This is a genomic window from Porticoccus sp. (assembly GCF_041592135.1).
In the GTDB taxonomy this organism is placed as follows: Bacteria; Pseudomonadota; Gammaproteobacteria; order Pseudomonadales; family Porticoccaceae; genus Porticoccus.
On the sequence record NZ_JBFHQR010000067.1, the window covers coordinates 1 to 12,007 of the forward strand.

At 60.1% G+C, this 12,007-nt stretch carries 13 protein-coding genes; 4 read left to right on the forward strand and 9 right to left on the reverse strand.

From position 1 onward, the window contains the following. The 5 genes from ABY948_RS07425 to grpE form a co-directional block, all read right to left on the reverse strand. On the reverse strand, positions 1-305 hold a 305-nt coding region (locus ABY948_RS07425; RefSeq protein WP_461481891.1), incomplete at its 3' end, for a carbamoyl-phosphate synthase domain-containing protein. A gap of 303 nt (positions 306-608) precedes the next feature. After that, on the reverse strand, positions 609-1,412 hold the full coding sequence (dapB, locus tag ABY948_RS07430) for a 4-hydroxy-tetrahydrodipicolinate reductase (RefSeq protein WP_461481892.1): 804 nt from the start codon (positions 1,410-1,412) through the stop codon (positions 609-611). 39 nt (positions 1,413-1,451) lie between these two features. Next, the gene (gene dnaJ / locus ABY948_RS07435; protein ID WP_461481893.1) at positions 1,452-2,585 is read right to left on the reverse strand and encodes a molecular chaperone DnaJ; all 1,134 of its coding nucleotides are present in this window, start codon (positions 2,583-2,585) and stop codon (positions 1,452-1,454) included. 159 nt (positions 2,586-2,744) lie between these two features. Further along, positions 2,745-4,664 (reverse strand): molecular chaperone DnaK, encoded by a 1,920-nt coding sequence (gene dnaK / locus ABY948_RS07440; RefSeq protein WP_461481894.1) that lies wholly within the window; start codon positions 4,662-4,664, stop codon positions 2,745-2,747. Between the two features lie 76 nt (positions 4,665-4,740). Then, positions 4,741-5,322, reverse strand: coding sequence for a nucleotide exchange factor GrpE (gene grpE, locus ABY948_RS07445; protein WP_461481895.1), 582 nt, complete (start codon positions 5,320-5,322; stop codon positions 4,741-4,743). Between the two features lie 125 nt (positions 5,323-5,447). Here grpE and recN point away from each other — a divergent pair, with 125 nt between their 5' ends. Continuing rightward, positions 5,448-7,130 carry a DNA repair protein RecN gene (recN, locus tag ABY948_RS07450; RefSeq protein WP_461481896.1) on the forward strand — a complete coding sequence of 561 codons (1,683 nt, stop codon included), beginning with the start codon at positions 5,448-5,450 and terminating at the stop codon, positions 7,128-7,130. Positions 7,131-7,442: 312 nt separating this feature from the next. Next, the gene (locus tag ABY948_RS07455; RefSeq protein ID WP_461481897.1) at positions 7,443-7,820 is read left to right on the forward strand and encodes a hypothetical protein; all 378 of its coding nucleotides are present in this window, start codon (positions 7,443-7,445) and stop codon (positions 7,818-7,820) included. Between the two features lie 119 nt (positions 7,821-7,939). Here the strand turns inward: ABY948_RS07455 and ABY948_RS07460 are convergent, their stop codons facing one another. Then, the gene (locus tag ABY948_RS07460; protein WP_461481898.1) at positions 7,940-8,725 is read right to left on the reverse strand and encodes a hypothetical protein; all 786 of its coding nucleotides are present in this window, start codon (positions 8,723-8,725) and stop codon (positions 7,940-7,942) included. A 175-nt stretch (positions 8,726-8,900) separates the two neighbouring features. Here ABY948_RS07460 and ABY948_RS07465 point away from each other — a divergent pair, with 175 nt between their 5' ends. Beyond that, positions 8,901-10,121 (forward strand): GGDEF domain-containing protein, encoded by a 1,221-nt coding sequence (locus tag ABY948_RS07465; RefSeq protein ID WP_461481899.1) that lies wholly within the window; start codon positions 8,901-8,903, stop codon positions 10,119-10,121. 37 nt (positions 10,122-10,158) lie between these two features. Here the strand turns inward: ABY948_RS07465 and fur are convergent, their stop codons facing one another. After that, on the reverse strand, positions 10,159-10,566 hold the full coding sequence (gene fur, locus ABY948_RS07470; RefSeq protein WP_461481900.1) for a ferric iron uptake transcriptional regulator: 408 nt from the start codon (positions 10,564-10,566) through the stop codon (positions 10,159-10,161). Between the two features lie 140 nt (positions 10,567-10,706). Here fur and ABY948_RS07475 point away from each other — a divergent pair, with 140 nt between their 5' ends. Further along, the gene (locus ABY948_RS07475; protein WP_461481901.1) at positions 10,707-11,063 is read left to right on the forward strand and encodes an outer membrane protein assembly factor BamE; all 357 of its coding nucleotides are present in this window, start codon (positions 10,707-10,709) and stop codon (positions 11,061-11,063) included. Positions 11,064-11,085: 22 nt separating this feature from the next. On the opposite strand, the gene ABY948_RS07480 is transcribed toward ABY948_RS07475, so the two are convergent. Both ABY948_RS07480 and ABY948_RS07485 read right to left on the reverse strand, forming a co-directional pair. After that, a complete protein-coding gene (locus tag ABY948_RS07480; RefSeq protein WP_461481902.1) occupies positions 11,086-11,400 on the reverse strand; it encodes an RnfH family protein in 315 nt (104 codons plus the stop codon). After that, positions 11,397-11,834, reverse strand: coding sequence for a type II toxin-antitoxin system RatA family toxin (locus ABY948_RS07485; RefSeq protein ID WP_461481903.1), 438 nt, complete (start codon positions 11,832-11,834; stop codon positions 11,397-11,399). Before ABY948_RS07485 ends, ABY948_RS07480 begins: the two co-directional genes overlap by 4 nt. Between the last annotated feature and the right edge of the window lie 173 nt (positions 11,835-12,007).

The window sequence follows — 12,007 nt, forward strand, 5'->3', positions numbered from 1 at the left end:
AGTGCCTGCTCGGAGCGGAAATTGCTCGCCAGCATTGGCAGATCCCGGATCACCAGCCCTGCGGCCCAGATGCGACCGGACTCTTCGTCCTCGGTGTTGACACCGGTATTGCCGATATGGGGATAGGTCAGGGTAACGATCTGGCGCGCGTAGGAGGGATCAGTGAGGATTTCCTGATAGCCGGTCAACGCCGTATTGAATACCACTTCACCACTGGAGAGACCTTCTGCACCTATGGCAATGCCCTCGAAAACAGTGCCATCCTCGAGCGCGAGAATGGCGGACCGATGGCTATCGGTATTCAATGCAACCTCCTCAACCGTATAGGGGATAAAACTTGTTACAACCCGCCCTGCTGGCCACTTTCTGGCCGCCGGGCCTGCCAACTTCGGGCTGTAAAAAAGCGAGATGAAACCGTACGTCTCACCTCGCTTTCGAATTCTTCAACCGCGTCTCCCACCCATATTTTCAGGGCTTGTGCAGGACTTTCTCTAACAGCGGAAACTAACGGCGCATTCTAGGGGAAGCGCCCCAATCTGTCCAGCCGATATGCGCCGGATGGCAGGAAAAAATCCGGGCGCATCAGGCACTTTGCAGGGGTTTGCGGGTTAGCGCAGACCCAACACATCCTGCATGTCGTAGAGACCCTGTTCACGCCCCTTCAGCCAGGCCGCGGCGCGCACGGCCCCACGGGCAAAGGACATGCGACTGGAGGCCTTGTGGGTAATCTCCACCCGCTCGCCCTCGGCGGCAAACATCACGGTGTGATCGCCGACGATATCCCCGGCGCGCACGGTGGCGAAGCCGATGGTCTGGCGATCCCGGGCGCCGGTCTGGCCCTCGCGACCGTAGACCGCCACATCGCGCAGATCCCGGCCGAGGGTTTGCGCCACCACTTCGCCCATGCTGAGCGCGGTACCGGAGGGCGCATCCACCTTGTGGCGGTGATGGGCCTCGTAGATCTCGATATCCACATCGTCGCCCAACACCTTCGCCGCCATTTCCAGCAACTTGAAGCACAGATTCACGCCGGTGCTGAAATTGGAGGCCATGCACAGCCCGGTGCGCTCGGCAACCGACAGCAACTGGCTTTTCTGCTCGGGGGTGAAACCGGTGGTACCCACCACCAGTTGCTTGCCCGCCGCACCGCAGGCCTCGGCATTGGTCAGGGTCGCCTGGGGCGCTGTGAAATCAATCAGTACATCGAACTGGTCGAGCACCTGGCTGATATCGCCGACCACCGCGACGCCGAGCTTGCCGATACCGGCCAGTTCACCGGCGTCGACGCCAATCAGCGAGCTTTCCGGCCGTTCTATAGCGACCGTCAGCCGGGTTTCGGGGTTCAGGGAAACCGCCTCGATGAGGGTCTTGCCCATACGGCCAGCCGCACCGGTCACAGCAATTCTGGTCATAGCTTATTCTCGTTGTTGTCGGGAGATGGTCGCACCCGCTTAAAGGGCGAAACCATCAAAGAATTTTTTCACACCCTCAAACCAGGAGGCTTTGCGGGGAGAATGCTTGCCGCCCTCCAGGCTCTCCTGCAATTTTTGCAGCAATTCCTTTTGCTCGGCACTGAGGTTGATCGGCGTCTCCAGGATGACACGGCACAGCAGGTCGCCCTGACCGCCGCCGCGCACGCTGGTCACACCCTTGCCGCGCAGCCGGAACAGCCGGCCGGTCTGGGTTTCCGCCGGGATCTTCAGTTTTACCCGGCCATCCAGGGTCGGCACTTCAATTTCACCCCCGAGGGTGGCATCGACGATGCTGATCGGCACCTCGCAGTACAGGTCCCGCCCCTCCCGCTGGAACAGCGCGTGCTCGCGCACCCGCACCTGCACATACAAATCGCCGGGCGGGCCGCCTTCCGGCCCCGCTTCGCCCTCGCCCGCCAGACGGATGCGGTCGCCGGTGTCGACCCCCGCCGGCACTTTCACCGACAGGGTTTTGGTTTCGTGGATACGCCCCTGACCGTGGCAGGTGCCACAGGGATCGGTGATCACCTGACCGCGGCCGCGACATTTCGGACAGGTCTGCTGCACCGCAATAAAGCCTTGCGACATGCGTACCTGACCGTGCCCGCCACAAGTGGGACAGGTGGTGGGGGAACTGCCCCGCTTGGCACCGGAGCCATCACAGACACGACAGGACGCCAGCGTCGGCACCTTGATCTGGATGGTTTTGCCCCGCACCGCCTCTTCGAGGTCCAGGTCCAGGTCATAGCGCAGATCGGAACCGCGCCGCGGGCCACCGCGCCCGCGTCCGCCGGTACCCCCAAAGATGTCGCCGAACACGTCGCCGAAAATATCGCCAAAGCCGCCAAAGCCCGGTCCACCCTGACCGCCGCCAAATCCGGCATTGGGGTCTACACCGGCGTGACCATACTGGTCGTAGGCCACCTTCTTCTCTTTGTCGGAGAGTACTTCGTAAGCCTCGGTGGCCTCCTTGAAGACATCTTCTGCATCCTTGTTGTCGGGGTTGCGATCGGGGTGGTTTTTCATCGCAATCCGGCGGTAGGCCTTTTTAATCTCCTCCGCAGAAGCATTCTTGGCTACACCGAGAATTTCGTAGTAATCGCGTTTGGCCATGGCGTATCAACTTCTATAGTCAGGTTGGCGGCCCGAAGGCAGCATAAAATTTCCCGCTGCGCCGACAAATCCGCATCTGTCAGACACAGCAAGGCGCGGACTCAATCCGCGCCTGCGTCCGGCTGTGGAAGCCGGGGACAACAAACCGGTCGTGAGACCTTACTTGTTGTCTTCCTTCACTTCCTCAAACTCGGCGTCGAGCGCATCATCCTGGGAGCCCTCCGCGGCGGCAGCTCCCGCTTCCGCCTGGCCCTCTGCCGCCTGCTCGGCGTACAGCTTCTGGGCAAGGTTGGCCGAGGCTTCGGACAGCTTGTTGGCCGCGGCATCAATGGCTTCCCTGTCATCGCCCTTGACCGCCTCATTCACATCCTTGATCGCCGCCTCAATGGCTTCCTTCTCTTCGGCAGTGGCCTTGTCGCCGGCTTCGTCGAGGGTTTTCCTGGCGGCGTGAGCCAGGCCGTCGGCGGCATTGCGCGCGTGAGCCAGCTCTTCAAACTTCTTGTCCTCGGCCGCATTGGCCTCGGCATCCTTGACCATTTTTTCGACTTCCTCGTCGGAGAGACCGGAGGACGCCTTGATCACAATGGATTGCTCCTTGCCGGTCGCCTTGTCCTTGGCACTCACGTTGAGAATACCGTTGGCATCGATATCGAAGGTCACCTCGATCTGCGGCATGCCGCGGGGTGCCGGCGGGATATCCGCCAGGTCAAAACGGCCCAGGGATTTGTTGCCAGCCGCCTGTTTGCGCTCGCCCTGCACCACGTGCACGGTGACGGCGGTCTGGTTGTCATCGGCGGTGGAGAAGATCTGCGATTTCTTGGTGGGAATGGTGGTGTTCTTCTCGATCAGCGGGGTGGCCACGCCGCCCATGGTTTCGATACCCAGGGTCAGCGGGGTCACGTCCAGCAGCAGTACATCTTTCACGTGGCCGGACAGCACCGCCGCCTGAATGGCCGCACCCACGGCAACCGCTTCATCGGGGTTGACGTCCTTGCGCGGCTCCTTGCCGAAGAACTCGGAGACGTATTTCTGCACCAGCGGCATGCGGGTCTGACCGCCCACCAGAATAATGTCGTCAATCTCGGAGGCGGATTTACCGGCATCTTTCAGCGCCATTTTCACTGGTTCCATGGCGCGCACCACCAGCTCTTCCACCAGGGATTCCAGTTTGGAACGGGTCAGTTTGACCACCAAGTGCTTGGGACCGGTGGCATCGGCGGTGATATAGGGCAGATTCACTTCGGTCTGCTGACTGGAAGACAGCTCAATCTTGGCTTTTTCCGCCGCTTCTTTCAGACGCTGCAGGGCCAGCGGGTCGTTGTGCAGGTCGATACCGCTCTCTTTCTTGAACTCCGCCGCCAAATATTCGATCAGGCGCATGTCAAAGTCTTCACCGCCGAGGAAGGTGTCGCCGTTGGTGGACAGCACCTCAAACTGGTGCTCACCGTCCACATCGGCAATCTCGATGATGGAAATATCGAAGGTACCACCACCCAGGTCGTAGACCGCAATCACCCGGTCGCCCGGGGTTTTGTCCATGCCGTAGGCCAGCGCTGCCGCGGTGGGCTCATTGATGATGCGCTTCACTTCCAGACCGGCAATTCTGCCCGCGTCCTTGGTGGCCTGGCGCTGGGAGTCGTTGAAGTAGGCCGGCACGGTAATCACCGCCTCGGTGACTTTTTCACCCAGGTAGTCTTCCGCGGTCTTCTTCATTTTCTTCAGCACTTCGGCAGAGATCTGCGGCGGTGCTTTTTTGTCGCCCTTGACTTCGACCCAGGCATCGCCGTTGTCGGCCTTGACGATTTTGTAAGGCACCATTTTGATGTCTTTCTGGACCACGTCGTCTTCGAAACGGCGGCCGATCAGACGCTTCACGGCAAACAGGGTGTTGTGGGGGTTGGTGACGGCCTGGCGCTTGGCGGACTGCCCCACCAGCACTTCGCCCTCGTCGGCAAAGGCAACGATGGACGGTGTTGTGCGCCCACCCTCAGCGTTCTCGATGACCTTCGGCTTGTCGCCCTCGAGCACGGCCACGCAGGAGTTGGTGGTGCCGAGGTCAATTCCGATAATCTTGCCCATTATGTGATTCTCCGGGTTTACTCAATTAGTTAAAAACTGGCTTCTGGTTGTGTATATTGGCCCACTTTGCGGGATTTCAACCCTCGTTGCCGTTATTGGCTGCAGGTTTGGCGACCACCACCATGGCGGGGCGTACCAGACGACCGTTCAGGGTGTAACCCTTCTGGAAGACGTCGACCACGGTATTGGGTTGCACCTCCTTTAATTCCAGCAGGCTCATGGCCTGGTGCAACTCGGGATCGAAGGGCTCACCCTTGGGGTCCACCGCCGTCACCTTGAAACGGCCCAGCACGTCGTGGAAACTTTTCAGGGTCAGCTCGATGCCCTCGCCCACCGCCTTGAATTCGTCATTGCTGTGATCGATGGCCTGGATAGAGCGCTCCAGGTTATCCACCACCGGCAGCAACTCGCCGACAAATTTTTCCAGCGCATATTTATGGGCATTTTCCACATCCCGCTCCAGGCGGCGGCGCAGGTTCTGCATTTCCGCCTGGGTGCGCAATACCTGCTCCCTGGCCGCCGCCAGATCCGCGAGCATCTGCTCCATATCCTGTTCCGGGCTGGTTTCAGCCTCGGCGCCCTGCTGTTCCTCAGCGGCCTGTTCGTTCTCCGGCATCGGTTGTTCCGGCACTTGCGGGCTATGTTCTTCAGTTGACACGCAACAATCCCCCTTCTGGGCTTTGGTTCACCCGCTATATTGGGCCGCCAGCAGCAGTTTCAAGGGCAGACGCGTTGAAAAAATCTGTATAACATGAGTCCTCTCGCATTCAATCCGGTATCACCTTGCTAACCAGCCTGACGGTCAACAATTTCACCCTGGTGGAGGCCCTCGAAGTGGACTTCAGTGGCGGCATGACCGCGCTGACCGGGGAAACCGGTGCCGGCAAGTCCCTGGTGCTGGACGCCCTGTCCATGGCGCTGGGGGATCGCGCCGACAGCGACCGGATTCGCCGCGACCAGGATCGCGCAGAAGTCTCCGCCCTGTTCGATGTCAGCCGTGATCCGGCAGCAGTCGAATGGTTAAAGGCCCATGATTTCGCCACCGCCGACGCAGACTGCCTGCTGCGCCGCGTGTTGACGCGGGAGGGACGCTCCCGTGGCTACATTAACGGCCAGTCCGCCACCATGCAGCAGTTGCGCGAGCTCGGTGAAATGCTGATGGATATCCACAGCCAGCACGAACACCAGTCGCTGCTGCGCCGCGACAGTCACCGCCAGATACTGGATGACTTCGCCGGCTGCACGGCGGCGGCAAACGCCCTCCGCGACACCTATCGGCAATGGGCCGCCGCCCATCAGCAATTGCAGCGACTGGCCAGTGCCAGCGATGCACAGGAGGCCCGCAAGGCGCTGCTGGGGTTCCAGCTAGAGGAACTGGCCGAGTTGGCCCTGGCAGATGGGGAGCTGCAACAGCTGGAAGCACAGCAACAACTGCTGGCCAACGCCGAGGCCATTCTCCGCGACAGTCACGCCCTGATGCAGCTGTGTCGCGACGGCGACGACTTCAACCTGCAGGATGGACTGAGCAGGGCGGCACATCTGCTGGCCGCCATGCCCAACAAGCCGGCCGCGCTGCAGGAAGTGGGAAACCTGCTCGGCAGCGCACTGATCGAGGTGGAGGAAGCCGGACGGGAAATACAACGCCACCTGGACAGTTTCGAGCTGGATCCGGAACAACTGCAACAGATCGAAGAGCGCCTCAGCGCCATCTACCAGCTGGCCCGCAAACATCGTATCAACCCTGAAGAACTGCCCGCCAAACAGCTCGCGCTGCAAGCGGAACTGGAGGAGCTGACCGGCGGCGCGGACAACCTGGAGGCGCTGCAGCAGCGCAGCGAGCAATTGCGGGCAGATTATCAAGTCCAGGCCGGCAAACTCAGCACGGTGCGCGCCGCCGCGGCCAGGGAGCTGGCGGACCTGATTGAACAGCAATTTGCCACACTCGCCATGAAGGGCGCGCGCTTTGTGGTCGAACTGACCCCGCTGGAACCCCCCAAACCCGCGCCCCAGGGTCTGGAGAACATCGAATTCCTGATCGCCACCAACCCCGGCGAACCGCCCAAGCCACTGTCGAGGATTGCCTCCGGCGGGGAGCTGTCGCGCATCAGCCTCGCCATTCAGGTGATCGCGGCGCGCCATTCCACCATCGCAACCCTGGTCTTTGACGAAGTGGATGTGGGCATCGGTGGCGCCACCGCCGAGGTGGTGGGGCGCCTGCTGCGGGAACTGGGCAACGGCGGACAGGTCATCTGCGTGACCCACCAACCCCAGGTGGCCGCCTGCGCCCACCAGCAGTTGCGGGTGACCAAGCAAACCGGGGCAGAGTCCGCCCACAGCAGCATCCAGCGGCTTCAGGAGACCGAGCGGGTCGACGAGATCGCCCGCATGCTGGGCGGCGCGACCATTACCGAGACCACCCTGCGCCACGCCCGGGAGCTGCTGGAACTCGCCAGTCAGCCCAGTTGATCTGGATCAACCACCTCACACAATTCCAACACTATCCTTACACCTCCAATTTCATGAGGTGGATAAAAATGCTCGCAGAAGATACCGCAACCTTAGCACGGGTCGGCAAGCTGGTCGCAATGGGTGTCGGCGTGATGCTGCTCCTGATCATCGCCGCCAGTATGGTAGGTTGAAAACCCGGTGCCGCTGGCGGCAAGCTCGCCGGCGGGCTTTCCCTAAATCCCCGCCAACAATTTCGTCCGGCAACACTCGACGGTCGGAACCCTCTGCTATACTCTGAAACTCCAGAATCACACTACTCAGGAGTGTTTGATGATTGCTGAACTTTTCTCAGCCGGCTTCAACCTCTCGATGCTGCCCGCCAGGCTGGCCGTTCGCAATACCAGGGTTACCGTGCAGGCCATGCGCGACCTGCCCCACCTGGTGAAAACGTTCTCCGCCGACATCCACCAGTCCCGCGACGAAGCCCAGTTCATGATGGGGCAGATTTTTTCCCGAATTGACCACGAACTGGGTGGAGATCCCGCCCATCTGAGCAATCAGGAGCGGGAGATGATCGCCGCCAGGGAACTGGCACTGGCGGAACAGCACATGGGTCAGGCATTAATCAACATGCTGGCGGCCTACCGGGTATTAACGGCAAAACCCTCGCAAGTGATTGAGCACGGGCCCGCAGAACGCCTCGATTGAAGGCTGGCCAGGGTCTGTCAGACTGACAGGCCCTAGCTGCCTTTCCTGCACAGCCTAGTTGTTTTTCCTGAACAGCTAGCGGTCTTCCTTGAACATCCTCGTTGTCTTTCCTGAACAGCCTAGTTGTCTTTCCTGAACAGATAGTTCTTGTGCCCGCCATCGCAAACCACCAGCACCGGCTCCAGCTGTTCACAGCGGCCGGGGTCCAGGTTACTGGTATCCGGCAGCCCTTCGCCCACGGACATGCGCTGCTTGTCCCGCTTCAAAAAATCGAACATGGTCTCAAAGCGCTCACTAAAATCCAGGCCCCGCGCCGTCACATCTTCAAACAGGTAGACAAATTTCCGGTAGGAAAAGGTGGAGCCCCCCAAACCGATTTCCAGCATCTTGTGTAAATATTGGCGGTAGGCGCGGTTGAGATAACCGGGCAGCGCCCCCTGCCCGGCGGCGACACCCTGGCCCTGGGCCTTCGGAATAGCCATCCGGTTGGCACCCCCCAACACCCCCTCCGCCAGACGATGGTTGGCCCGATTACCCACCAGCCGGAAGCGGTTGGCGCCACAGTGCAGCTCGGTCCCGTGCAGCTGGCAGGACGCCTCAGTGTGCTGTACTGCCCGGTGGGATGGCGAGGCCACAGTGCTGTCGAGCCGCGCCGGCACGGCAACTGCTTGCCTGGGCAGAACCACCTTGATGCCGGCCTTCGCAGCGGGCCGCTTCAGGATCAGGGCCTGGGTCATGTCATCGTTGCGACGGAAGTCCCGCAGCGGCGGCAGGCCTTGCCCCTGCCCGAGGGCCTGCAATTCACAATAGAGTTGCTCGTGGTAAGTCTCCGCCAGCAACAGGCAAAACTCATCGGCCTCACCGGCGCTGGAAAACATCCCCAGCAAGCCAACCAGCCACAGCATTCTGCGCGCCATCATCATCCCCCTGGATCGAAGTGCCCACCGCCCCGGGCCAACTGACCGCTGATCTCTCCCGGCTGCAGCACATCGTCTCACCCGGAAGGAAGCATTTACGCAACCAGAACAACCCCTTAGACTGTCCTGAACTTAAAAATGAAGGCGCACAGAATAGCGAGTTATGTCACAAATCCTTATTCGCCTTCTCCCCCCCCTGTTCTGCCTGGCATTGGCACTGTTCACCTATTGGCAATTACCCTGGCTGCAACGTGAACAACTTTCACTGCTGGATCAGTTGCCATTCATTGTGTGCACATTGGCGGCATTTATGGCGGTGCTCGCCAATCGCTCCAGGGACCTGGGGGCCGCCGGCACCATGCTGGTCAGCTACTGGATCATCAACCACTTTCTCCAGGCACCGCTGGGCACCGAGCCGGCAGGGCAGGTATTCGGCATCATATCCCTTTGCCTGCCGGCGTTGTTAATGCTGTTCATTATTCTGCCGGACACCGGCTGGCGCCACCCGGCTTTTCTGGTGCTGGTAGCATTTATCTCGATCTTCGCCCTGATCGTCATCAGCCTGTTTCAGTGGCAGCCCCTGTGGTTCGCCAAACTGATGCCGGGGCTGGGCGAGACGGGGTTCCTTGGACTCCGGCTGTCCACCAGCGCCGGGCTGCTGTTCCTGATCGCCCTACCCCTGGGAGTAGCCCTGCCGCTGTTACAGCATGAGCCGCCCGACACCAGCCTGCCGGGCTGTGTGCTGTTTGGCTTCATTACCATGGGCTGGTTTGAACTGCCCTACATCTCGGCCATCATGTTTTCTGCCGCCGGGCTGTTGCTGATCGTCAACCAGACCCACAGCCTGCTCAACATGGTCTACCGGGATGAACTGACCCAGATACCCAACCGCCGGGCGCTGCTGCGGGACGTTCGCAGTATGGGCAGCCATTACGCGCTGGCCATGGTGGACGTGGATCACTTCAAAAAAGTCAATGACAACTACGGGCACGACGTCGGCGACCAGATTCTCAAGGCCGTGGCGGCGAAACTGCGCAGGGTGGCGGGGGGCGGCAAGGCCTACCGGTTTGGGGGAGAGGAATTCTGCCTGCTGTTTCGCGGCAGGCAGTCGGAGCAGGTGCTCGACTTCCTGGAAGAACTGCGCAGGACAATTGCCGACTACGACATGACCACCCGGGACAAGAAAAGCCGTCCGCGCATCCACAAAAGTGGCGAAAAGAAGCGCGGCGCCTCGCGCCGCGAGGGCAACATCCGGGTCACCATCAGCATGGGCGTGGCCGATTCCCAGGATGCGCTGCACTTTGAGGGGGTTTTAAAGGCTGCCGACAGCGCCATGTATCGCGCCAAGGAAGGTGGCAGAAACCAGATCCAGTGCTGCTACTAGCCCTGTCGGGAATCCGCCTTTAGCTGCGGTGCGGCGGTTACTTTTTCGCTTTAACGTACAACACCAGATTGTGGCCAACCAGTTGGTAGCCGTGCTTCTCCACAATCTGCTTTTGCAGCGCCTCGATTTTATCGCTGTGAAATTCGACCACCTGGCCGGTATCCACATTGACCATGTGGTCGTGGTGGTCGCCGCGGTCGATTTCATAGACGGCCGGGCCGCTGTCGAAATTGTGTCGGGTAATCAATCCGGCACCCTCAAACTGGGTCAGCACCCGATACACCGTGGCAATACTCACGTCGTCACCGGTCTCCAGCATCTTGCGGTAAACATCCTCGGCGCTCATGTGCCGATCACCGCTTTCCTCAAGCAGCTGCAGGATCTTCAGCCGCGGTACTGTCACCTTGAGTCCGGCCTTGCGCAATTCGCGGTTTTCATCGTTCATTCAGGTAACGCCCCTTCTATACACTGGATGGATTCGGTATTATCGCCGTTCGCTGAAATGACTGGAACCCCACGATGCACTTTACTGCACGCATGACCTGTTGCCTGGCTTTGTCGGTCGCCCTGACCGGGTGCTCCGATATGTCGATGCCCAGTTTCAGCATGCCCCACCTGCCGAGCATACACAAATTTGACATCCAGCAGGGAAATGTCATCAATCAGGAGATGATTGACCAGCTGAAACCCGGCATGACCAAGTCGCAAGTGCGGTTTATCATGGGCACACCGCTGGTGGCCGACACCTTCAACGAAAACCGCTGGGATTACTATTACAGTCTGGTGCCCGGCAAAGGGGATGAAGTCCGCGAACGGGTGGCGATTTTCTTTGACGACGACAAGCTGGTGGGATTCCGCGGCGACTATATCCCGTCCGCCCTCGCACCACCACCGGCCGCAGCGGAGAGCGCTGTCGAAGACGGCGCAACCGACACGGAATAAGCCCGAGCCGCCAAACCCGAGATTACTCTTTGGCTTTCTCGGCCCGGCGCTTTCTGACCTCTTTGGGATCCGCAATCAGCGGGCGATAGATTTCCACCCGATCCCCGGCCTGCAACACATGTTCTTTCGGCGGCTTTAGCCCCTTGCTGCCCAGCGCCTGGCCAAAAATACCCAGCTTCGCGTTGTCCAGATCAATCTCCGGAAACTGCTGTACAATCCCCGATTGCTGCACGGCTTCGTAAGCCGTGGTGCCAGGTGCCACCTGCAACGTTGTCAACTGCTGGCGCTGCGGTAACGCGTAGGCCACCTCCACGGTTATCAATTCCACATCTTTCATCGACCGTAAACCTCTTGCGCCCGTCGCGCCAGGGAGTCCACCAGGTTATTGGCCACCGAGGCAAATAACCCGCCAGACGCCAACCCCACCGACAGGCTGTTAAACTCAAATTCCAGGTCCAGCATCACCTTGCAGGCCGATTCCGTCAACGGTTTGAAACTCCACTCCCCGGACAGTTTTTTGAACGGCCCCTCATGCAATTGCATGACAATGCGCTCCGGGGGATAGAGGATATTACAGGTGGTAAAACTGTGTCCCACACCGCCCTTTTTCAAATCGAGCCGGGCGATCATGGAGCGCTCATCTTCAGACAGAATGTGCGCACCGACACAGCCCTCCATATACAGCGGGTAACTGGCCACATCATTGACCAGGTCGAACATCTGCTCCGCCGAATACATCACCAGCGCACTGCGTTTAATCATTGTCAGCATCAGGAGAACGTCTTGTAGACACCCATTACAAAAACCACCAGCACCGCCAGCGGCGAGATATAGCGCAACACCCGGTGCCAGGCCGCGAACACCCAATTGGGTTCATCTGCCAGCTCAGCGCGCACCGCCTCAGGTTTCATCAGCCAGCCGACGAACAGGGCGATAAACAGTCC

Excerpts from the sequence above, each read along its gene's own strand:
- dapB (WP_461481892.1), bottom strand. The coding sequence starts at position 1,412 with ATGACCAGAATTGCTGTGACCGGTGCGGCTGGCCGTATGGGCAAGACC.
- dnaJ (WP_461481893.1), bottom strand. The coding sequence starts at position 2,585 with ATGGCCAAACGCGATTACTACGAAATTCTCGGTGTAGCCAAGAATGCT.
- dnaK (WP_461481894.1), bottom strand. The coding sequence starts at position 4,664 with ATGGGCAAGATTATCGGAATTGACCTCGGCACCACCAACTCCTGCGTG.
- ABY948_RS07455 (WP_461481897.1), top strand. The coding sequence starts at position 7,443 with ATGATTGCTGAACTTTTCTCAGCCGGCTTCAACCTCTCGATGCTGCCC.
- ABY948_RS07460 (WP_461481898.1), bottom strand. The coding sequence starts at position 8,725 with ATGCTGTGGCTGGTTGGCTTGCTGGGGATGTTTTCCAGCGCCGGTGAG.
- ABY948_RS07465 (WP_461481899.1), top strand. The coding sequence starts at position 8,901 with ATGTCACAAATCCTTATTCGCCTTCTCCCCCCCCTGTTCTGCCTGGCA.
- fur (WP_461481900.1), bottom strand. The coding sequence starts at position 10,566 with ATGAACGATGAAAACCGCGAATTGCGCAAGGCCGGACTCAAGGTGACA.
- ABY948_RS07475 (WP_461481901.1), top strand. The coding sequence starts at position 10,707 with ATGTCGATGCCCAGTTTCAGCATGCCCCACCTGCCGAGCATACACAAA.
- ABY948_RS07480 (WP_461481902.1), bottom strand. The coding sequence starts at position 11,400 with ATGAAAGATGTGGAATTGATAACCGTGGAGGTGGCCTACGCGTTACCG.
- ABY948_RS07485 (WP_461481903.1), bottom strand. The coding sequence starts at position 11,834 with ATGCTGACAATGATTAAACGCAGTGCGCTGGTGATGTATTCGGCGGAG.